Genomic DNA, 19,236 nt, shown 5'->3' on the forward strand with positions numbered 1-19,236 from the left:
GTTCGCTAGTGCCCCACGCAGGGCCCACTAGAAAAAGGGGACTAGATTTTGCAATCTAGTCCCCGATATTCTGGTGCGGCTGGCAGGAATTGAACCCACGACCCCTTGGTTCGTAGCCAAGTACTCTATCCAACTGAGCTACAGCCGCGAAAGGCAAGATTATAGCAGGGGTTTGGCGAACGGCCAAGGGCGGACGGTCGCGCGTCAGCCCCGGTTCCAGACCGGCCGATGGAATCGACGGGTAAATCGGATAATTTCACGGCGCGACCGTCGCAACGCGCTAACGCCTGTCGCCGTCGACCGGGCGGCGCTGCGGCACGTTTAAGCGGAGCGCGCCAATAGTTTGAGCAGGCCGCCCATATCGGCCCTTCCAGCCTCGGGAAGGTATTGCCAGGAGCCGATTCCGGCGCGCTCGAAGCGCCGGCTGGCCTGCGACGACTCGTCGAGCACAATCACCCGCATCCCCGCTTCCGCAACGCTGTGAATGCGCGCAATCGCCTCGTCCAGCGCCTTCTTCTGCCCACCCGAATCGACCGTCACCAACAGATAGTCGGCGGCGTCCGCAACGTCGTACCCGGCCTCGCCAAACCAGGCCGTGTCGATCCGTTTGACGCTGCCCTTTTGGCTCAGCAGAATATTGAAGCCGCCATGAATGAAGGCGGCCAAGGACTTCGAGTTTTCATCGTCCATCGCCGGGCCGATCAACAGGCACACTTCGCCGGGTTCGCGGTTGACATTCAGGCGCAGCTGGCGCAGCGATTTGGATACTTCCTCGAACACATGGCGTAGCCCCGCGACGCGCTTGACCACGGAGGAAGCGACGGTCGGCTGATCCGCCACCGGCGTGGACGAACGCGCCGGACGGCCGTGCGCCACCGGAAAATCGGCCACCGTCACCTTGTCCGCCCGCATGTCCAAGTCCGTGCACCAGCGTTGATATCGTTCTTCAACGTGCTGGACGCGGCGCGCGACATCCTCATCCATCCGCAGCGAGCCATCGCTCAAGTCCCGCTGTAGCAAGCCGAGATTGCTGCTTACCCGTTTGAGGAAAAACCGGACTTTCTGATCCTGATCACGGTTTTGTTCCACGGCATTAAGCGCCTCTTCAGCCGTGGACAGGGAAAGCGGCACCGCGCTCAAGGGCGACACCCAGCCCTGTTGCCGCGTGGTTTCCCGCCAATCGTCCGTCAGCGAAGCAAAAATTTGCTGAAGCCCGGCCTTAATCTTGCTTCTGCCCGCATCCGACAGCGTATAGGTATCCACCTGGCCGCCGCGCCGTCGCGGCTCGGAGAGCAACTTTTTCTTAACGACACAATCGATGTTTCGATTCAACACCGTGCGTACCGTTGCAGGTTTTTCATCGGTGGCGGCGGCCAGGCTGGCGACGGTAAAGTGCTCCAGCCTAACCATTGCTGCGAGAATCGTGTTCGTTTTCAACATTTTTCTGCCTCATCAAGCACTGGAGCGAACGCCCTGCGATCAGTATAGGAGTCCGTATTCATTATTCAAGTGAATAATTAAAGCGAGTGTATCACGCTCAACAGGGCTCCGACCTGGCCGTCCAAGGCGAACTGCTGGATGCCTTGGCTAAGCTTACCCCCGATGAAGGTCGAGGCAGCCGCCGAGCCGCTCAAGTGTTCCCGCACTTTATCGACCATCAAGGCGCGATCCTCGTCTGACCTCTGCGACAAGTTCAATCCTACGGAAAAACGGAACAGAACGTCCCACGCGCTGGCGGCGTCCTCAAGCGTGACGCCACAGAAATGCCAAAAGTCCAAGGCCGCCGCCGCGCCGCTGGCATATTCCGCGGCGGCACTGTGGCTGGGCCTGGCGAAGTCGTTGCGCCGCCATTGCGCACGGCGTCCCGCGTTGACAAACTCCTTTGCCAAGCCCCGCAGACGGCCACCGTGCCGCTGGAGCGCTTCGCCAAGTTGTTGCTCAAGCAATTGCAAGCCCACCCAGTCCATCCAGCCCTCATGGAACATATCCGAATAACCGGCTTCGCTCGAATCGAGACTGAGCCCGCAGCAGCCATGCACGAAACACTCGTGAAACAGGATATACAAGCAGGCGTAATAGTCCGCCAGCACCACGTCCGGCACGTAGAAGTGGAGCTCGATGGCGCGCACCGTGCGCCCGGGCGCTTCCCGGGTCCTGCCCGTGACCGCCAGATCGAGCGCGCTGTTGCGCACGTTCAGGTGGGCGGTGCTCAGCTCCAGCAGCCAAGTGCAATTATTGCTCGCGTAGCGCGCACAAAGTTGCCTGCAAAAGCCAACGACAAAGTCGAACAACTCCCTCAGCAAGACGAAGCAGGTGCCGGCGTGTTCAATATTGCGCGAATTGGCCATGCGCGCGGCGTCCGCGGCGCTGCATTTTATGGAGGCGTGGCAATGCGCGCATGGTTGCGACAGAAAATTTTTCCCAACAGACTGCACAAGACCTTGATTCGTCGCGGAAAGGCCGGCAATGGCGTGATTGGCGCTGAAAACGGTATGGATTTTCGCCAGGAACTCATCCAACGCCGGCACGCCAACGCAGGAGGCGACCGTGGAGGCGTCAATGCTGCGCTCCACGCCTTTCAGAATAGCGCGCGCCGCTGGATCAAGATACAGCGAGGCAAGCGCGTTTCCCTGGGCAAGTTCCGTCTCTATCCATTTGAACCGCGCCATCAGCGCGGCAAAATGAGGCCAGGCAAGGTGCGAGCTCACGACCGTCGCCCTCCCGCTCAGTCGGAATCGCCGTCGGCCTGTTCAGGCGACTCTTTTTTCGGCTTGGCCTTGGCAACAATCGCGTCGACGCCAAACTTGGCGACCAAGATCGGCAGCAACACTTTCTTCCACAGATCGGTCGCCACCGTCGCCGCCAGGCCCGAGCCGCTCACGGCAATAATGAGTTCGACCAGGGAGCTGTCGACCCCCGCGGCGGATTTCTTGACACTAAGAACTTGGCCAAAGGTTCCGGGCAGCGCGGCCGTATCGATACCCGCTTCGACGGCCCGTTGCGCCGCATCGCTGGCAGGTTCCTTCAAGCTCGAATAGGCTTGCTCCAGCTCCAGCTGAATGGCGCTGAAAGGAACTTGCGCGTTTGTTAATTCATACGTCAATTGTTCGCTCGACATGCCGCGCCCTCACATGAATGGTTAATTATTCATGTTTGCACAAATCACAGCAATATTCAATTTCTGTTTGCACCGCGCCATGCTGCCGGGGTGGAAAATGTGAGGATGGCGCCTACGCCGGCGGGGAAATAGAAAAAGGGACTAGATTTTGCAATCTAGTCCCCGATATTCTGGTGCGGCTGGCAGGAATTGAACCCACGACCCCTTGGTTCGTAGCCAAGTACTCTATCCAACTGAGCTACAGCCGCGAAAGGCCGGATTATAGCAGGGGATTGGCGAATGGCCAAGGGCGCCGGGCGCATTTCCCGCCCGGCCCGCGTTCCTTGGCTCAGGTCGGGTGCGCCAGCAGCGCCGCGCGGGCGCCTTCCTCGGCCAAGCTGGCGGCCAGCGCGGCGAAGGCTTGCGCGGCCGCGCCCTGGTAGGCGCCCTTGCGCGTGAGCAGCGCCACCACGCGCGGCGCCGGCGCCGGCTCCAGTGGCACCAGTCGAAACCCGAGGCGGCGTACGCCTGAGCGGCGTCACCTTGGTGCACGAGCAGTTCGGCGATGGCATCATCAGCGCCATCAACTTCAAGCTCGACATGCGGAAGGTCGTGGACCCGGACGGCGGCCTGCGCGCCGCCGCCGCCTTCGACGGCAAGTACCTGCCGGCCCAACCCTTCTCGATGTAAAGCGCGCGCAATACGCGCCGGGGCCGCACCGCATTGTTGCGGCGCAGCCCTTTTTCCCCGTCGTCCAGGCATTTATTTCGACCACAGTTGATTTATCTCAGGCCGACGGTGGATAGTCGGCGCCGCACCGGCGTCCTCAGCCACACTTGCCATTGTTTAATCGTCATGTAAAAACCGCGCCGTCCGGCCGCCATCCCACCCATCGAAAGGCACACCATGCTGCAATCACAGTTCTCCCCACTGCCGCGCCAGGCCCTGAGCGCGGCAATCGTCGACGCGAAGGCACAAAGGAATTTGTCGTGGGAGGAACTGGCCCGCGACACCGGGCTGAGCACCGTGTTCGTGACGGCCGCCCTGCTCGGCCAGCACCCCTTGCCGGCCGTTGCCGCGCGCAGCGTCGCCGAGCGGCTGGGACTGGCGCCGGAGGCGGCGGCGCTGTTGCAGGCGGTGCCGATGCGCGGCAGCATCCCCGGCGGCGTGCCGAGCGACCCCACTATTTATCGTTTCCATGAAATGATGCAGGTCTACGGCAGCACGCTGAAGGCGCTGGTGCACGAGCAATTCGGCGACGGCATCATCAGCGCCATCGACTTCAAGATAGAGCTGAAGAAAGTCCAGGACGCGGACGGCAGTTACCGCGCGGTCATCGTGCTTGACGGTAAGTTCCTGCCGTACAAACCGTTTTAAAACGGCAAGCGGGATGCCGAGGGGGGCGCCGGCGCCGTGAAGGCCCGGCGCCGGGACGCGCTTAGTTCAGCTTTGAACGCGAGCGCGCGTAGCCGAAGTACAGCACCAGGCCGATAGCCAGCCAGACGCCGAACGCCAGCCAGGTGGTGGCCTGCAGGTAGCTCATCAGTGTGACGCAGAAACCCACCGCCAGCAGCGGCACCGCCGGCACGCCCGGGCAACGGAACGCCCGCGGCAGGTCGGGACGGGTGCGGCGCAGGATCAGCACGGCAATCGACACCAGGGTGAAGGCCGCCAGCGTGCCGATGTTGATCAACTCGGTGAGCACGTTCAGCGGCACCACCGCCGCCACCAGGCCGAACAGGATGCCGACCACCCAGGTGGCGAAATACGGCGTGCCGTGCTTCGGATGCAGCGTCGACAGCCGCTGCGGCAGCAAGCCGTCGCGCGACATGGCGAAGATGATGCGCGTCTGGCCGTACAGCATCACCAGGATCACGGTGGTCATGCCGAGGATCGCGCCCAGGTCGACAAAGCCGGCCACCCAGTTCTCGCCGGCGTATTGCAGCGCCAGCGAGACCGGATGGTCGACGCCGAGAAACTTCTGGTACGGCACGATGCCGGTCATGATCGCCGACACCACCACATATAGCACGGTGCACACCGCCAGCGAACCGAGGATGCCGATGGGCAGATTGCGCTCCGGCCGCTTGACCTCCTCCGCCGCCGACGTGACGGCGTCGAAGCCGATGAAGGCGAAGAACACCAACGCCGCCGCGCCGAATACGCCGTCGTGGCCGTAGGGCATGAAGGGTTGCCAGTTGGCCGGCTGCACATGGCGCGCGCCGACGGCGATGAACAGCAGCACCACGGCGACCTTGATCACCACCATGATGTTGTTGAGGCGGGCCGACTCGCGCATGCCCAGCGATAGCATGCCGGTGAGCCCCAGCATGATCAGCAGCGCCGGCAGGTTGAACCAGGTGGCGACCCCGGGCAAGGCGCCCGGCGCGGCCGTCAGCACCGTCGGCAGGCCCAGGCCGAAGCCGGAAATGAGCGACTGGAAGTAACCCGACCAGCCCACCGCGACGGCGGACGAGGCCAGGCCGTACTCAAGCATCAGGTCCCAGCCTATCATCCAGGCGACCAGCTCGCCCAGCGTGGCGTAGCAATAGGTGTAGATGGAACCGGCCACCGGCACCGACGAGGCGAACTCGGCGTAGCACAGCGCGGCGAAACCGCAAGCCATCGCCGCGATGATGAACGAGAGCGGCAGCGCCGGCCCGGCCGTCAGCGCGCCGGTACCGGTCAGCACGAAAATGCCGGTGCCGACGATGGCGCCGATGCCCATCAAAATCAGGTCGAACGGCCCCAGCACGCGCTGCAAACCGCCCGGCCGGCGGCTGGCCGCCACCATCGCATCGAGGTCTTTGGTTCTGAAAATACTCACTTCTGTCTCCTATCATTGTTGGCTTGAGGGGACCCCTGCACCAGGCAGTGTCGCCGCCGCGCCAACTGACTGCAATTTTCGTTCTTTCCACGGGAAATATGATTCACTTTATTGCGCTGTTTCACCGATACCTTCGAATATAATTAACTTAAATTGAATAAATGATACCAACTGGAGTTTACGCATGACCGACCTGGACGCCGTCGACCGCGCCATCCTGCAAATCCTGCAAAAGGATGGCCGCCTCTCCAACGCCGAGATCGCCGCCCGCGTCGCCTTGTCGCCGCCGGCCTGCTGGAAGCGCCTGAAGCGCCTGGAGGAGCACGTCATCCTCGGCTACCACGCGGCGCTGGACCAGCGCGCGCTGGGACTGGGCTTGTTCGCCTTTATCAACATCACGCTCGACGACCATTCGGAGAAGGCCATGCGCGGCTTCGAGGCGGGCGTGCTGGCGCTGCCCAGCGTCGTCGCCTGCCACAACGTTTCGGGCAAATACGACTATCTGTTGCAGGTGGTCGTCAAGGACATGGAAGCGTTCCACGAGTTGTCGATGCAACGCATCCGCAACCTCGCCAACGTCAAGGAGATGTACACCGGCTTTTCGCTCAAGGAAATCAAGCGCTCGACCAACCTACCCCTGTAACAAGGCGGCGCCGACGCCGGCGCGCTCCAGCAGGGACTGGTTGCGCTGCGACAGGTGCGTCACGCGCACCCGCTTGCCCGCCTTGCCGTAGCGCTCGCACAGGCTTTCCAGCGCCGCGATGGCGGAGTGGTCGGCCAGGTGCAGGTAGCGGCAATCGAGCACCACGCAACCCGGATCGGTCTGCGGTCGGAACAGCTCCTGGAAGTGCGTGGTCGACGCGAAAAACAGGGTGCCGTGCGGCGTGTAGATTTTTTCGCCGGCCTGGTTCTCGGCGATGTCGGCGCGGATCTCGCGCGCGTGCTGCCAGGCGAAATTGAGGGCGGCGATGACGATGCCGCACAACACCGCCGTGGCCAGGTCGGTCAACACGGTAATCACGGTGACGGCGACGATGACCAGCGCGTCGTGGCGCGGCACCTTGCCCAACACCCGCAGCGAACCCCAGGCGAAGGTCTGCTGGGCCACCACGAACATCACGCCGACCAGGGCCGCCAGCGGAATGCGTTCGATCAGCGGCGACAGGAACAGGATGAACAGCAAGATCATCACGCCGCTGGTGGCGCCGGACAGGCGCGTGCGCCCGCCCGAGCTGAGGTTGATCATGGTCTGGCCGATCATCGCGCAGCCGCCCATGCCGCCGAACAGGCCCGACACCACGTTGGCCGCGCCCAGCGCGACGCATTCGCGGTTCGGCTGGCCGCGCGTTGCGGTGATGTCGTCGGTCAGGTTGAAGGTCAGCAGCGTTTCCAGCACGCCGACCAGCGACATCAGCAGCGCATACGGCAACACGATGCGCAGCGTCTCCCGCTCCAGCGGCGGCGCCGGCCAGTGCAGCGTCGGCAGGCCGCCGGCGATGTGCGCCATGTCGCCCAAGGTGCGGGTCGGCACGTCGAGGAAATGGCACAGCAGGCCGACCCCGAGAATGGCCACCAACGCCGGCGGCGCCGCCCTGGTCAGGCGCGGCAACAGGTAGACGATGGCCATCGTCAGCGCCACCAGCGCGCACATCAGCAGCAGCGGCGCGCCCTCCAGCCATCGCCCGCCTTGCTTGAAATGCTCGAACTGCGCCATCGCGATGATGATCGCCAGGCCGTTGACAAAGCCCAGCATGACCGGGTGCGGCACCATGCGGATCAGCTTGCCAAGACGCAGCGCGCCGAACAAGACCATCAGCAAACCACCCAACACCACCGTGGCCAACAAATATTCCACGCCGTGCCGGGCCACCAACGCCACGATCACCACCGCCATCGAGCCGGCCGCGCCGGAGATCATCGCGGGACGGCCGCCGAACAGCGCGGTGATGGTGCAAATGAAGACGGCGCCGTACAGGCCCATCAAAGGGTTCACCTGCGCGACCAAGGCAAAAGCGATGCATTCGGGCACCAGGGCGAAGGACGTGGTCAGGCCGGCCAGAAAGTTTTGTCGGGCGTTCGAGAACCACTGTTCCCGGAAATTCAAATTCATGGATGATGATCGCAGTTGGATGGCGCAAGGCCGGAAGGGGCCGCTATTTTACAGCATCGACGCCGATGGTAACTTTATCGGTGGGCACGCGCGAACGATTTACCTTGGGTATGGCATGCCAGATCGCCCTCACCTCTTTGGCATTCTGAGCGTAAAATTTTCTCCCGAAGACGAGAAAAGGCGGCTTGACCGGGCTATCCAGGCGCCGCTCGACATCGGCCGCCCCGTCGACTTCCGGATACACCAGATATGGCGCCAGCTCCTTGCTATAGGCCACGCCAATGGCGCCGGCCATCTTGCCCGACTGTAGTGCCGCCAGGCAGCTCGGCCACGGCAGCGCCACCGCGTCGAACCCGGCGCCGGTTTGCGCGCCCATCTCGGCAAGCGTCGCAAGCCAGCGCCGCACGTCCGCCGGCGCGTCGCGGGCGGCTTGCGCGGCATAGCACAGCTTGATCACCGGCGAGAGCATGGCCAGGTCGATCCAGCCGTCGTCGACGCTCAGTTCCGCCACCGCCTGTTTCAAGAACGCATGCAGGGCCGGCGAGCGCGCCGGCACCAGAACGCTGCGCTCGTAGGTGGCGGTGCGGGGCCGTTTGGCCAAATGCAATCGACTCTGGTCGATCAGCGGGTCGGACTTGAGCGCCGTCAGCGTCGACTTGTCGACCACCGCAAAATCGAGTTGCCGCTCCGCCAGCATCATGCGCAGGGCGTTGCCGACATGGGGGACTTCCACCCGAACGATGTCTTTGCTGGCAATAAGACTCTGCAAATCGGGAAATTGATGACCGGCCGGCGCGGCGAAGCGCTTGCCCCGCAGCGATTCCGGGCCGTTATACTCAAGCGGCGCGGACATCGGCGAGACGATCAACGAGGTGTCCTCCATCAGCGGCCCGGTCCACAAATAGCGCGTGCGCTCGAGATCGTTGAAAAAACGCGGGTGTACCCAAGGCACCGCGATCAGCAACTGATCTGTTTCCAACAGCAGTTCCAGGCGCTTGCGCGGCACCAGAAGCGACTCGAACTGGTAGCGGCCGTGTGACATCCCGGTGAGCTTATTGGCGAGCACCGCGTTGATCCCCTTGCCACGGTCGCCGGGGTAGTACCACGGGCCTTCCGGATAGTAGGTCGCAAGCAGCACTTTTTCGGCTGCGAAACATTGCGCGGAAAACAGCAGAGGCACCATTAGCAAATATTTGAGCATCATGCTTTCCTGTTTCCGCCGCTCCACTTCGACCGTGCTGATTATAAGGGGATACGCGCCCCTTGCGCGCCCATCTTGGACGCAAAGCAACACCGCTCAGGTCCGTCCGCCGAAACACGCCCCCGCCCCTTTCTTTTTGGACTCTCGCACGCATATGCGATGATGAGATATCACCCGCTCGAAGATCGGGCTGGTGCCGCAGGAGCTGACCACCGACGCGTTCGAGACGGTCTGGGCCACGGTATCGTTCAGCCGCGGCCTGTTCGGCCTGGCGCCCGACCCGGCCTTTATCGAGAAGCTGCTGCGCGAGTTGCCGCTGTGGGACAAGCGCGCAGCGAAGATCATGGAATTGTCGGGCGGCATGAAGCGCCGCGTCATGATCGCCAAGGCCCTGTCGCACCAACCCGCGATCCTATTCCTCGACGAAGCCACCGCCGGCGTCGACGTGGCGCTGCGGCGCGACATGTGGGCGCTGGTGCGCGGCCTGCGCGACAGTGGCGTCACCCTCATCTTGACCACCCACTATATCGACGAGGCCGAGGAGATGGCCGACCGCATCGGCGTCATCAGCAAGGGCGAGCTGGCGCTCGTCGAGGAAAAGGCCGTGCTAAATCACGCTCGGCTTTTTCTTCCTCTGCCTGGGCGTCGTCGCGTGGATCTTCAACACCGGGTACCGCCTCAAAAGCTAAGCGCACCGCACTGCAGATACAGACGAAAAAAAAGGCCCGGAGATCGCTCTCTGAACCTTTTTCCCGACGAATTTTGGTGCGGCTGGCAGGAATTGAACCCACGACCCCTTGGTTCGTAGCCAAGTACTCTATCCAACTGAGCTACAGCCGCAAAAACAGCACTATAACATACTCATCCCGTTCATTCCCCTTTGACAGCGGGCTTGGCAACCGAGACTTACTACTCTGACCGGCAAAAAAAAAGACCAGAGATCGCTCTCTGGATCTTTTTCTTACGAATTCTGGTGCGGCTGGCAGGAATTGAACCCACGACCCCTTGGTTCGTAGCCAAGTACTCTATCCAACTGAGCTACAGCCGCAAAAACCACGTTACAACAAACCCATCTCACTACTGTTACTGCTTTGAACAGCGGAACCAGATCTGAAGATCTGAACCCTGACATTCTGGTGCGGCTGGCAGGAATTGAACCCACGACCCCTTGGTTCGTAGCCAAGTACTCTATCCAACTGAGCTACAGCCGCGAAAGCAAGATTATAGCGTATGCAGCGCGTTTTGAAAAGTTCGATTTTTTCAAACCGTCGACCTGGTTTCGCCAAAACAGCCTGCGAAACCACATCCTTCCCAATCCGAAAAGCCCGCGCTTTTCGTTCCTCGTCAACACGCTTTTGACGGCGTCCCCACTCGAAACCGGAGAGCTTGCCCCCGAAAGAAGCAGGATTATAGGGACTAGCCCGCGCCCTGTCTAGTGCCAATGGAAAACATTCTCCCCCGACATCGCCGGCCTCATTCCAGACCGTATTCGGCGGCCGCCTTGGCCGCCCACACCGCCGCGTCGCGCGACGGGAACGGCTCGTCGTAACTGTCGAGCGCACCGTCGGCGCCAACGAAGTGGGTCCACCAGCCGCCGGCGTCGGCGACGATGGCGATGTCGCCGGCGCCGCACTGCCCGGCAATCGCCTCGCCCTCGTCCAGCATAACGATGCGCACTTTCCTGTGTTTGATAATGGTGGCCATCTATTCCCCGTGCGGCAAGGTGAGTCGGTGCTGCATGATGCCAAACTCGCCCCCCGAAGGCAACCGCGCTGACCGTCATTCACGCCATTGATTACCCTCATCATCAAGTTGAATTGGATTTTCATGCTGCAATGCCGCATCATGCACTTGTCTCCTCTATTCTCCTCCAAGAAAATAGATTTAGCCCGCTCTCATCAGCGGGCTTTTTTTTGCCCGCGCGCTGAACCCGCCCCGCCCTCCGCGCCACCGCCCGCGCCTGTTGCGCCGCCGCCGGCGCGAAAAGTGTTGGTTTTCGTCACCTTTATTGTTTGTGCGGCATTGCCGGCCGGCTGAGAACTGTTTAGTGTACGATTCACCATTATTTCCTTGAACGAAACGACACGGTATGCAATTCGACAGTATTGACGCTGCGGCCCCGGCCTCGTTCGCGTGGTCCAAAACCGTCCTGGGCGAGCCGGCGCAGTGGCCGCACAGCCTGCGCCTGTGCGTGGACATTTTGCTGAACTCGCCGCTGGCGTCGGTGCTGATGTGGGGGCCGGAACAGGTGATGGTGTATAACGACGCCTACGTCGCCCTGCTCGGCTCGAAGCACATGGCGGCGCCCGGCGGCAAGGTGCCGGCCATGCTGCCGGTCGAGTGGAGCTGGAACGGCGCCGCGCTGGAGTCGGCCTGGGCCGGCAAGGCCGGATGCTACCGCGGCGAAACGCTGCAGGTGTGGCGCGACGGCAACGCCAGCGCGCAGTTGTTGGACCTGTACTACACGCCCATCCGCGACGAGCTGGGCCAAGTGCGCGGCGTGTTGTGCGCGATCGCGCCCGGCACCGCGCCCGCCCGGGCCGCGGCGGCGCAGGCGCGGCCGCTGCGCGTGCTGGTGGTGGAAGACAACCTGGACGCCCAATTCCTGGTGTGCGAAATGCTGATGGCCTTCGGCCACCAGGTGCAGGCCGTCGGCACCGGCGAGGAAGCCGCCGGGCTGCTCGCCGCCGACGTCTTCGACGTCTTGTTTACCGACGTCAGCCTGCCCGGCATCTCCGGCGTCGACCTGGCCCGCCAGGCGCTGCGCGAGCGGCCCGGCCTGCAGATCATTTTCGCCTCCGGCTTCGGCGACACGCTGACCAAACATGTCGAGTTCGCCGCCACCGCGCTGCAAAAACCATATGACATGGAGCACCTGAAGACGGCGCTGGAACGCATCGGCCAGCAGTTGGCCGGCCGCCATTAAGGTCGCACGCGGCGCGGCCAATGGTGTGAATCAATTTTGCCGTAAAGCGCTACAATGAACCGGTAGGCGGACTCCGCACCTTGCGCGGCCGCCGCGACGAACAAAGACGGCTTTGATTGACAATCATGATCCCTTCCACAAAGCCCACCAGCCCCCGCCGGCGCCAGCCGACGGCGACCCGCGCCGCGCCCGCCGCGGCCGGCAACCTTTCGCGGGGCGGCTGATGGCAAAACACGACCACGACGAGGACCTGCGTTTGCGCGCGGCCGCGGCGCCGCGCGCCAACATGCGGCTGGCGCCCCAGCCCGACGGCGAGGCGGCCGGACTCCGGGAAGAGCTGCGCCTGGCCAACGAGCGCATGAGCAACCTGCTCGAGAGCATCACCGACGGTTTGCTGGTACTCGACCGCGGCTGGCGCATCACGTACATCAACGCCCGCGCCGAGGACATGCTGCGCCCGTCCGGCAACGGCCGCGACCACCTGACCGGCAACACGCTGTGGCAGGCCCTGCCCGAATTGCGCGGCACGGTGGTGGAGGCGCAATACCGGCGCGCCCTGGAATGCCAGGAAAGCGTCGGCTTCGAACTGTATTACCTGCCGCTCAAGCGCTGGCTCGACGTGCGCGCCTACCCGTCCAGTGACGGCCTGACCAGCTACCTGCAAGACATCACCCAGCGCAAGGCCGACGAACTGGCGCTGCGCGAGGGCGCCGTCCGACTGCAGGTGGCGTTGGCGGCGGGCAAGCTGGGCGACTGGAGCTGGGACGCCGCCAGCGACCTGATCACGCTGGGCCGGCGCGCCGCCGAGATGTTCGACCTGCCGGCCAACACGCCGGTGACCTGGCCGGTGCTGCGCGAACGCATTGCCGGGGCCGACCGCAAGGCGGTCGCGAGCGCCTTCACGGACGCGGCGGCCAGCTGCGGCGCCTACGCCATCGAATGCCGCGTCCTGAGCGGCAGTGGCGCCCAGCGCTGGATTTCGATTGTCGGCCAGGGCAATTTCGGCGACGACGACGCCCTGCTCGGCATGACCGGCATGGTGCGCGACGTTACATTGAGCAAGCAGGCCGACGACGCCCTGCGCCAGAGCGAGGAGCAATTGCGCGCGCTGGCCAACTCGATCCCGCAACTGGCCTGGATCGCCCATTTCGACGGCGCCGTCACCTGGTTCAACGAGCGCTGGTACGAGTACACCGGCAGCAGCCCCGGGCAGACCGCCGGCGACGGCTGGCAGGCGGCCTGCGATCCGGCCAGCCTGCCGCCAATGCTCAATCTCTGGGAGCAGTCGCTGCGCAGCGGCACGCCGTTCGAGATGGAGTTCCCGATCCGCGGCGCGGACGGCCAGTTCCGCTGGTTCCTGACGCGCGCCAACCCGATCCGCGACAGCGCCGGCCGCCTGCTGCGCTGGTTCGGCACCAGCACCGACGTCGACCAGGTGAAGCGGGTGCAGGAGGCGCTGCGCGACGAAAGCAACATCCTCGAACTGCTCAACAGCACCGGCAGCGCGCTGGCCAGCACGCTCGACCTGAAGACGCTGCTGCAACAGGTCACCGACGCCGCCACCCGCATCAGCGGCGCGCGCTTCGGCGCCTTCTTTTACAACGGCACCGACGCCAACGGCGCCGCGCTGACGCAGTACACGCTGTCGGGCGCCGGCGCCGAGGCGCTGCGCCGCTTCCCGCCGTCGCGCGCCGCCGCGCTGTTCGACCCGACCCTGCGCGGCGAGGGCGCGATCCGCGCCGACGACCTGCAAGGCGACGCGCGCTACGGCCAAGACGAATTGCACTGGGCGGTGCCGGACGGCCACCCGGCCGTGCGCAGCTACCTGGCGGTGCCGGTGGTGTCGCGCTCCGGCCAGGTGCTCGGCGGCCTGTTCTTCGGCCACCCCGAAGCGGCCGTCTTCACCGCCCGCACCGAGCGCATCGTCGGCGGCATCGCCGCCCAGGCCGCGGTGGCCATCGACAACACCCGCCTGTACGAGGCGGCCCAGCGCGCCGCCGAGGAGCGCAAGGTGCTGCTCGACAGCGAGCGCTACGCCCGTACCGAGGCCGAGCGCAGCAACCAGATGAAGGACGAATTCCTGGCCACGCTGTCGCACGAGCTGCGCACGCCGCTGTCGGCGATCCTCGGTTGGGCGCAGGTGTTGCGGCGCGGCACGCGCGACCAGGCCGACCTGCACCGCGGCCTGCAAAGCATCGAGCGCAACGCCCGCGCCCAGGCCCAGTTGATCGAGGACTTGCTCGACATGAGCCGCATCACCTCCGGCAAGGTGCTACTGGAGATGCAGACGATCTTGCCGGCGACCATCATCGACGCCGCCATCGAGGCGCTGCGCCCGGCCGCCGAGGCCAAGAACATCCGCCTGCTGAGCTACGTCGGGGCCGGCGTCGGCGCCATCGCCGGCGACCCGAGCCGGCTGCAACAGGTAATCTGGAACCTGCTGTCGAACGCGCTGAAGTTCACGCCGAAGGACGGCGAAGTGGACATCCGGGTGCGGCAAAGCGATTCCTACGCCGACATCACCATACGCGACAGCGGCATCGGCATCCGCCCCGAGTTCCTGCCGCACGTGTTCGAGCGCTTCCGCCAGGGCGACGCCTCGACCACGCGCAAGCACGGCGGCCTGGGGCTGGGCCTGGCCATCGTCAAGCATCTGGTCGAGCAACACGGCGGCAGCGTCAGCGCCGCCAGTCCCGGCGAGGGCCTGGGCGCCAGCTTCAGCGTGCAACTGCCGCTGGCCACGGCGTCGGCGCCGGCGCGCCCCGCCGCGCGCAGCTACATGGCGGCGGCGCCGGCGCCGGAGCCGGAGCCGCGCGACCTACCCCTGCCCGACCTGTCGCGCCTGAAGGTGCTGGTGGTCGACGACGAAGCCGACGCGCGCGAGCTGATCGAGCGCATCCTGAGCGACTGCAACGCCATGGTATTCAAGGCCGCCGACGCGGCCCAGGCGCTGCAATTGCTGCTCAACGAGCGCCCGGACGTGCTGGTGAGCGACATCGGCATGCCCGACGTCGACGGTTTCGACCTGCTCGGCCTGGTGCGCGCGCTCGGCCAGGAACGTGGCGGCGCGCTGCCGGCGGTGGCGCTGACGGCCTTCGCCAGGCCGGAAGACCGCCAGCGCGCCATCGACGCCGGTTTCCAGGCGCATGTGGCCAAGCCGGTCGAGCCGTCGCAACTGCTCGACACCGTGGCCGGACTGTGCGGACGCGGCCTGCGCTGAACGCAGCGGACGAATGGTGTACGTATTGAGCGACGGGTCCGGCGGACTCGACCTATAATGAAAAGTAATATTGATAAGCGCCATCGTGGCCGGCCGCGATCGAGGTTAAGATTGCAAAAATGGCAGCTTGACCATCCTACTTGAAGACGCGGCACTGTCCTACAAGCAACTTAGCTGATCTTTGTTACACTATATGCAGGCGGCACTGTGTGCCAACTATTACCGGAGCAATCAAGACAATGGCAGAGATCCGGCCTGCAAGACGTGTCCCTTGCATGACAGCGAGGGGCTACCATTGTTTCAAACGCTATCAGCCAGCGTCGTTTTCCCAGCACTGACGAGACCACTATGCCCAGCCAAGAAGAAATTTTGAAAGCCAAGATTCTGGTGGTCGACGACTCGCCCGACAACATCGACCTGATGCTGGAAATCCTGCGCGACGCCGGCTACACCAACGTCGCCGCCACCATGAAGCCGGGCCAGGTGTGCCCGTTGCACCGCGAGCATTGCTACGACCTGATCCTGCTCGACCTGCAAATGCCGGAGCTGAACGGCTTCCAGGTAATGAAGGGCTTGAAGGAAATCGAACAAGGCGGATACCTGCCGGTGCTGGCCCTGACGGCGCAGCCCAGTTTCAAGATCGCCGCGCTGGAAGCCGGCGCCCGGGACTTCATCAGCAAACCCTTCGACCTGCTGGAAGTGCACAAGCGCATCCACAACATGCTCGAGGTGCGCCTGCTCTACAAGGAACTGGCGCAATACAGCAAACAGCAGCAGGAACTGGCGCTGCACGACCCGCTGACGGGGTTGCCGAACCGGCGCCTGCTGGAAGACCGCATCTCCACCTCGCTGCAACACGCCGAGCGCAACCAGGGCCGCGCCGCCGTCATGTACCTCGACCTGGACGGCTTCAAGGCGATCAACGACACCTACGGCCACGCCTACGGCGACGAGATCCTGAAAATGGTGGCCAAGCGCCTGGTCGGTTCGTCGCGCAAGGAAGACACGGTGGCGCGCATCGGCGGCGACGAGTTCGTTATCGTGCTCGGTTCGCTGTCGGGCCTGGGCGACGCCAGCGAACCGGCCTCTAAGCTCGTTGAAATCGTCTCCGAACCTTACTTCATCAACGACTTGACGCTGAAATTGTCGACCAGCATAGGCATCAGCGTCTACCCGGACGACGCCGACAACGTCGAGGCGCTGATCAACATGGCCGACAGTGCGCTGTACGAAGCCAAACGGGCCGGCAAGAACCGCTTTTGCTGCACCCCGCCGGGCGCCGGACCGGGCCCGAAGAACGTGCCGAGCGCAGTGCCGTCGGTCGCCTGAGGATGGCCCAAGCGCGACGTGCTGGCTTTGCGCCAACATTGTCGGGTTACGCGCGCGCTGCGCGCTAACCCGGCCCGCCCATACCTCCCCGTCAGGCCTTGGCGCCGGCCTCGCGCGCCGCCGCCTCTTCCGGCGTCTCTTGCTGGCCGGCGCGCTGGTGGTCGGTATGCGCGTCCACCTTGTCCGGCGCCACTTCAATGCGGGTGATGCCGGCGTCGACGGAAATCGGGTCGCTGGCCGGGAAGGTCATTTCAACGGCCTCGTCGAGCAATTCCTCCTTGGCCTTCTCCTCCGCCGTCAAGGTTTCCTCGTCGGCCAGCGTCACCAGCGCGGCGGCCCACTTCACGAAGTTCAAATTGGCCAGGTCGCGCACGGTGTTGATGCCAAACGCCTGGTGCAGCATCTTGGCGTCGGCGGCGCTGACGCCTTTGATCGCGCTGACGGGCGCGCCGGCGATGTCGCGGAAACTCTTACCGATGTACTGGTGGTCGACGATGGTGGCGATATTCATAATGCGTCCTTTCACTTCAATCCAATGGGGGCGGCTGCCGCACCGCGCAGCCCGCACACACAATATGGCACGCGCGCCGCGGCGCGTATGTGCGCAATCGAACACAATACCGCCACCGCCGCGGCCCCTTGTGCGCCGTCCGGCGTCCGGAAATTGATACAGGCGCACGCCAACGCATCAGCGCTTTTGACATTGGCAAACGCTATTGATATGATGGGCCGGCTTCTTTAAAGCAATTTTCCTTGCGCAAGCGGGGATGCATAGGCAGGCGAATTGTCGGGGTGCCCGCGGCTTACGCGCCGCCCCGCTTCCAGCAACAAATCCGGGATGCGTTCCGCACATTCGCAGTACAGAGACCACGTGCTTAAAATCGACAAGCCCAAAATTCTGGTGGTCAACGACGACGCCAACAGCCTGTTCGCCCTCACCAGCTTGCTGGCGCAGTGGGCCGAGCAGGAACATTACGAAGTCATGGCGGCTCGTTCGGGCGAGGAGGGCCTGCGCCAGGTGCTGCTGCACGACTTCGCGGTGATCCTGCTCGACGTCAACATGCCCGGCATGGACGGATTTGAAACGGCCGAGGCGATCCACCAGCGGGCGCGCTCGGCGAACATCCCGATTATTTTCGTGACGGCCTTTCTGGCCGATGAAATCGACCGTTTAAAAGCCTACCAGAAAGGCGCCGTCGACTTCCTGTTTACGCCGGTGATTCCGCAGATCCTGTACGCCAAGGTCTCGGTGTTCGTCGCGCTGGCCAGCAAGAACGAACAACTGCGCCAGCAGGCCCAAAAATTGAGCCAGCGCAGCACCGAGCTGATCGCCACCAACAAGCGCCTGACCCGCGAAATCGAGGAACGCCAGGCGGCCGAGCAGCAAAACCACGCCAAGGACGAATTCCTCGCCATGCTGGGACACGAGCTGCGCAATCCGCTCAGCGCCATCAGCAGCGCCGCCGCCCTCATCGGCCTGCCCGGCGTCTCGGTTGACGGCGTGGCCCGCGCTCGCACCATCATCATGCGCCAGAGCCGGCACCTGGGGCGCATCGTCGACGACCTGCTCGACCTGAGCCGGGCCATGTCGGGCAAGATCCTGCTGAGCCGGCAGGCGCTCGACCTGGCGGCGCTGGTGGCGAGCTGCGTCGACACCTTCCGCGCCACCGGCCGCCTGGCCCAGTATACGCTGGCGCTGGAGGCGGCGCCGGGCTGGATTGACGGCGACGCCACCCGCATCGAACAAATCGTCAGCAACCTGGTCGACAACGCGTTGAAATACACCGCGCCCGGCGGCAACGTCGCCGTGACGCTGGGCGCCGAGGGCCGCGAACTGGTGTTGACGGTACGCGATTCCGGCGTCGGCATACCGGCCGAGCTGCTGCCGCACGTGTTCGACGTCTTCGTCCAAGGCACCAGTACCATCGACCGCGCCCAGGGCGGGTTGGGCATCGGCCTGGCGCTGGTGCGCCGCCTAACCGAACTGCACGGCGGCAGCGTCGGCGCCCGCAGCGACGGCCCGGGCCGCGGCAGTACCTTCACGATCCGCCTGCCGGCCGTGGCGCGGCCGCAGGCGCAGGCCGCGGCGGCCGCCGTCGCCGGCGACGACGCGCTCGACCTGCCGAGCATTTTGCTCATCGAGGACAACGAGGACGGCCGGGAGGTCATGGCGATGATGCTGTCCTGCCACGGTTACCCGGTGCGCCACGCCGCCGACGGCCTGCTCGGCCTGCAGGCGGCGGCCGAATTCCTGCCCGAGCTGGCGCTGGTCGACATCGGCCTGCCCGGCATCGACGGCTACGAAGTGGCGCGGCGCCTGCGCGCCGACCCGCGCACGCGCGACATGAAACTGATCGCGCTGACCGGCTACGGCCTGGCCGAGGATAAGCGCCGCGTGCTCGAGGCCGGCTTCGACCTGCATCTGGTGAAACCGGTCGACATCGACCACTTGCTCAGCGCCATACAGGGTTGCGTCCACGCCGGCGCCACGCCATAGCGCGCCGGCCGTCGCGCCCGGCGATTTTT

General features: G+C 64.3%; 15 protein-coding genes, 5 tRNA genes and 2 pseudogenes. 8 read left to right on the top strand and 14 right to left on the bottom strand.

Translation table 11 applies throughout. From position 1 onward, the window contains the following. Nucleotides 1-71: 71 nt before the first annotated feature. The 6 genes from JANGC3_RS0108480 to JANGC3_RS32500 all read right to left on the bottom strand — a co-directional run bounded on the left by JANGC3_RS0108480 (nucleotide 72) and on the right by JANGC3_RS32500 (nucleotide 3,599). Nucleotides 72-148, bottom strand: a tRNA-Arg gene (locus JANGC3_RS0108480). Between the two features lie 173 nt (nucleotides 149-321). Continuing rightward, nucleotides 322-1,440 (bottom strand): hypothetical protein, encoded by a 1,119-nt coding sequence (locus JANGC3_RS0108485; protein ID WP_017876061.1) that lies wholly within the window; start codon nucleotides 1,438-1,440, stop codon nucleotides 322-324. Nucleotides 1,441-1,517: 77 nt separating this feature from the next. After that, complete coding sequence (locus JANGC3_RS0108490) at nucleotides 1,518-2,708, bottom strand: hypothetical protein (protein WP_157406531.1); 1,191 nt, start codon at nucleotides 2,706-2,708, stop codon at nucleotides 1,518-1,520. A 17-nt stretch (nucleotides 2,709-2,725) separates the two neighbouring features. Continuing rightward, complete coding sequence (locus JANGC3_RS0108495) at nucleotides 2,726-3,118, bottom strand: hypothetical protein (RefSeq protein ID WP_017876063.1); 393 nt, start codon at nucleotides 3,116-3,118, stop codon at nucleotides 2,726-2,728. 171 nt (nucleotides 3,119-3,289) lie between these two features. Next, nucleotides 3,290-3,366 (bottom strand) — tRNA-Arg (locus JANGC3_RS0108500). A gap of 80 nt (nucleotides 3,367-3,446) precedes the next feature. Next, entirely contained in the window at nucleotides 3,447-3,599 is a 153-nt protein-coding gene (locus tag JANGC3_RS32500; protein ID WP_017876064.1) for a hypothetical protein, read from the bottom strand. Nucleotides 3,600-3,640: 41 nt separating this feature from the next. Between JANGC3_RS32500 and JANGC3_RS28855 the strand changes: the two are divergent. Together JANGC3_RS28855 and cynS are read left to right on the top strand one after the other, a co-directional pair. Further along, a pseudogene (locus tag JANGC3_RS28855) lies at nucleotides 3,641-3,787 on the top strand (cyanase); the annotation flags it as partial. A 216-nt stretch (nucleotides 3,788-4,003) separates the two neighbouring features. After that, nucleotides 4,004-4,474, top strand: coding sequence for a cyanase (cynS, locus tag JANGC3_RS0108515; protein ID WP_017876066.1), 471 nt, complete (start codon nucleotides 4,004-4,006; stop codon nucleotides 4,472-4,474). Nucleotides 4,475-4,535: 61 nt separating this feature from the next. On the opposite strand, the gene JANGC3_RS0108520 is transcribed toward cynS, so the two are convergent. After that, nucleotides 4,536-5,924, bottom strand: a complete 1,389-nt coding sequence (locus JANGC3_RS0108520; protein WP_026132732.1) for an amino acid permease — start codon at nucleotides 5,922-5,924, stop codon at nucleotides 4,536-4,538. A gap of 184 nt (nucleotides 5,925-6,108) precedes the next feature. On the opposite strand from JANGC3_RS0108520, the gene JANGC3_RS0108525 reads away from it, so the two are divergent. After that, complete coding sequence (locus JANGC3_RS0108525) at nucleotides 6,109-6,567, top strand: Lrp/AsnC family transcriptional regulator (RefSeq protein WP_017876068.1); 459 nt, start codon at nucleotides 6,109-6,111, stop codon at nucleotides 6,565-6,567. Here JANGC3_RS0108525 and JANGC3_RS0108530 read toward each other — a convergent pair. Both JANGC3_RS0108530 and JANGC3_RS0108535 read right to left on the bottom strand, forming a co-directional pair. Next, nucleotides 6,556-8,034 carry a SulP family inorganic anion transporter gene (locus JANGC3_RS0108530; RefSeq protein WP_017876069.1) on the bottom strand — a complete coding sequence of 493 codons (1,479 nt, stop codon included), beginning with the start codon at nucleotides 8,032-8,034 and terminating at the stop codon, nucleotides 6,556-6,558. The two genes, JANGC3_RS0108525 and JANGC3_RS0108530, sit on opposite strands and share 12 nt — an antisense overlap. Nucleotides 8,035-8,077: 43 nt before the next feature. After that, nucleotides 8,078-9,238, bottom strand: a complete 1,161-nt coding sequence (locus tag JANGC3_RS0108535; RefSeq protein ID WP_026132733.1) for a hypothetical protein — start codon at nucleotides 9,236-9,238, stop codon at nucleotides 8,078-8,080. Nucleotides 9,239-9,410: 172 nt separating this feature from the next. On the opposite strand from JANGC3_RS0108535, the pseudogene JANGC3_RS30725 reads away from it, so the two are divergent. Next, nucleotides 9,411-9,845: pseudogene (locus JANGC3_RS30725) on the top strand (ATP-binding cassette domain-containing protein); the annotation flags it as partial. 153 nt (nucleotides 9,846-9,998) lie between these two features. Here the strand turns inward: JANGC3_RS30725 and JANGC3_RS0108545 are convergent. From JANGC3_RS0108545 to JANGC3_RS0108560, 4 genes are all read right to left on the bottom strand, one after another. After that, nucleotides 9,999-10,075 (bottom strand) — tRNA-Arg (locus JANGC3_RS0108545). A gap of 131 nt (nucleotides 10,076-10,206) precedes the next feature. Then, nucleotides 10,207-10,283: transfer RNA gene (locus JANGC3_RS0108550), tRNA-Arg, on the bottom strand. An 86-nt stretch (nucleotides 10,284-10,369) separates the two neighbouring features. Continuing rightward, nucleotides 10,370-10,446: transfer RNA gene (locus JANGC3_RS0108555), tRNA-Arg, on the bottom strand. Nucleotides 10,447-10,708: 262 nt separating this feature from the next. Further along, a complete protein-coding gene (locus tag JANGC3_RS0108560) occupies nucleotides 10,709-10,939 on the bottom strand; it encodes a hypothetical protein (RefSeq protein WP_017876071.1) in 231 nt (76 codons plus the stop codon). A 385-nt stretch (nucleotides 10,940-11,324) separates the two neighbouring features. Between JANGC3_RS0108560 and JANGC3_RS0108565 the strand changes: the two genes are divergently transcribed. The 3 genes from JANGC3_RS0108565 to JANGC3_RS0108575 all read left to right on the top strand — a co-directional run bounded on the left by JANGC3_RS0108565 (nucleotide 11,325) and on the right by JANGC3_RS0108575 (nucleotide 16,710). Continuing rightward, nucleotides 11,325-12,161 carry a response regulator gene (locus JANGC3_RS0108565; RefSeq protein ID WP_017876072.1) on the top strand — a complete coding sequence of 279 codons (837 nt, stop codon included), beginning with the start codon at nucleotides 11,325-11,327 and terminating at the stop codon, nucleotides 12,159-12,161. Nucleotides 12,162-12,384: 223 nt separating this feature from the next. Next, nucleotides 12,385-15,381, top strand: coding sequence for an ATP-binding protein (locus JANGC3_RS28860; RefSeq protein ID WP_017876073.1), 2,997 nt, complete (start codon nucleotides 12,385-12,387; stop codon nucleotides 15,379-15,381). Nucleotides 15,382-15,729: 348 nt separating this feature from the next. Continuing rightward, the gene (locus JANGC3_RS0108575) at nucleotides 15,730-16,710 is read left to right on the top strand and encodes a GGDEF domain-containing response regulator (protein WP_017876074.1); all 981 of its coding nucleotides are present in this window, start codon (nucleotides 15,730-15,732) and stop codon (nucleotides 16,708-16,710) included. A 91-nt stretch (nucleotides 16,711-16,801) separates the two neighbouring features. Here the strand turns inward: JANGC3_RS0108575 and JANGC3_RS0108580 are convergent, their stop codons facing one another. Beyond that, nucleotides 16,802-17,221, bottom strand: coding sequence for a hypothetical protein (locus JANGC3_RS0108580; protein WP_017876075.1), 420 nt, complete (start codon nucleotides 17,219-17,221; stop codon nucleotides 16,802-16,804). A gap of 360 nt (nucleotides 17,222-17,581) precedes the next feature. Here JANGC3_RS0108580 and JANGC3_RS0108585 point away from each other — a divergent pair, with 360 nt between their 5' ends. Continuing rightward, nucleotides 17,582-19,207, top strand: a complete 1,626-nt coding sequence (locus tag JANGC3_RS0108585; RefSeq protein WP_017876076.1) for a response regulator — start codon at nucleotides 17,582-17,584, stop codon at nucleotides 19,205-19,207. Nucleotides 19,208-19,236: the final 29 nt, after the last annotated feature.

The sequence above is a fragment of the Janthinobacterium sp. CG3 genome (assembly GCF_000344615.1).
GTDB lineage: Bacteria > Pseudomonadota > Gammaproteobacteria > Burkholderiales > Burkholderiaceae_D > Janthinobacterium.

Excerpts from the sequence above, each read along its gene's own strand:
- JANGC3_RS0108485 (WP_017876061.1), bottom strand. The coding sequence starts at position 1,440 with ATGTTGAAAACGAACACGATTCTCGCAGCAATGGTTAGGCTGGAGCAC.
- JANGC3_RS0108495 (WP_017876063.1), bottom strand. The coding sequence starts at position 3,118 with ATGTCGAGCGAACAATTGACGTATGAATTAACAAACGCGCAAGTTCCT.
- cynS (WP_017876066.1), top strand. The coding sequence starts at position 4,004 with ATGCTGCAATCACAGTTCTCCCCACTGCCGCGCCAGGCCCTGAGCGCG.
- JANGC3_RS0108525 (WP_017876068.1), top strand. The coding sequence starts at position 6,109 with ATGACCGACCTGGACGCCGTCGACCGCGCCATCCTGCAAATCCTGCAA.
- JANGC3_RS0108530 (WP_017876069.1), bottom strand. The coding sequence starts at position 8,034 with ATGAATTTGAATTTCCGGGAACAGTGGTTCTCGAACGCCCGACAAAAC.
- JANGC3_RS0108535 (WP_026132733.1), bottom strand. The coding sequence starts at position 9,238 with ATGATGCTCAAATATTTGCTAATGGTGCCTCTGCTGTTTTCCGCGCAA.
- JANGC3_RS0108560 (WP_017876071.1), bottom strand. The coding sequence starts at position 10,939 with ATGGCCACCATTATCAAACACAGGAAAGTGCGCATCGTTATGCTGGAC.
- JANGC3_RS0108565 (WP_017876072.1), top strand. The coding sequence starts at position 11,325 with ATGCAATTCGACAGTATTGACGCTGCGGCCCCGGCCTCGTTCGCGTGG.
- JANGC3_RS28860 (WP_017876073.1), top strand. The coding sequence starts at position 12,385 with ATGGCAAAACACGACCACGACGAGGACCTGCGTTTGCGCGCGGCCGCG.
- JANGC3_RS0108575 (WP_017876074.1), top strand. The coding sequence starts at position 15,730 with ATGCCCAGCCAAGAAGAAATTTTGAAAGCCAAGATTCTGGTGGTCGAC.
- JANGC3_RS0108580 (WP_017876075.1), bottom strand. The coding sequence starts at position 17,221 with ATGAATATCGCCACCATCGTCGACCACCAGTACATCGGTAAGAGTTTC.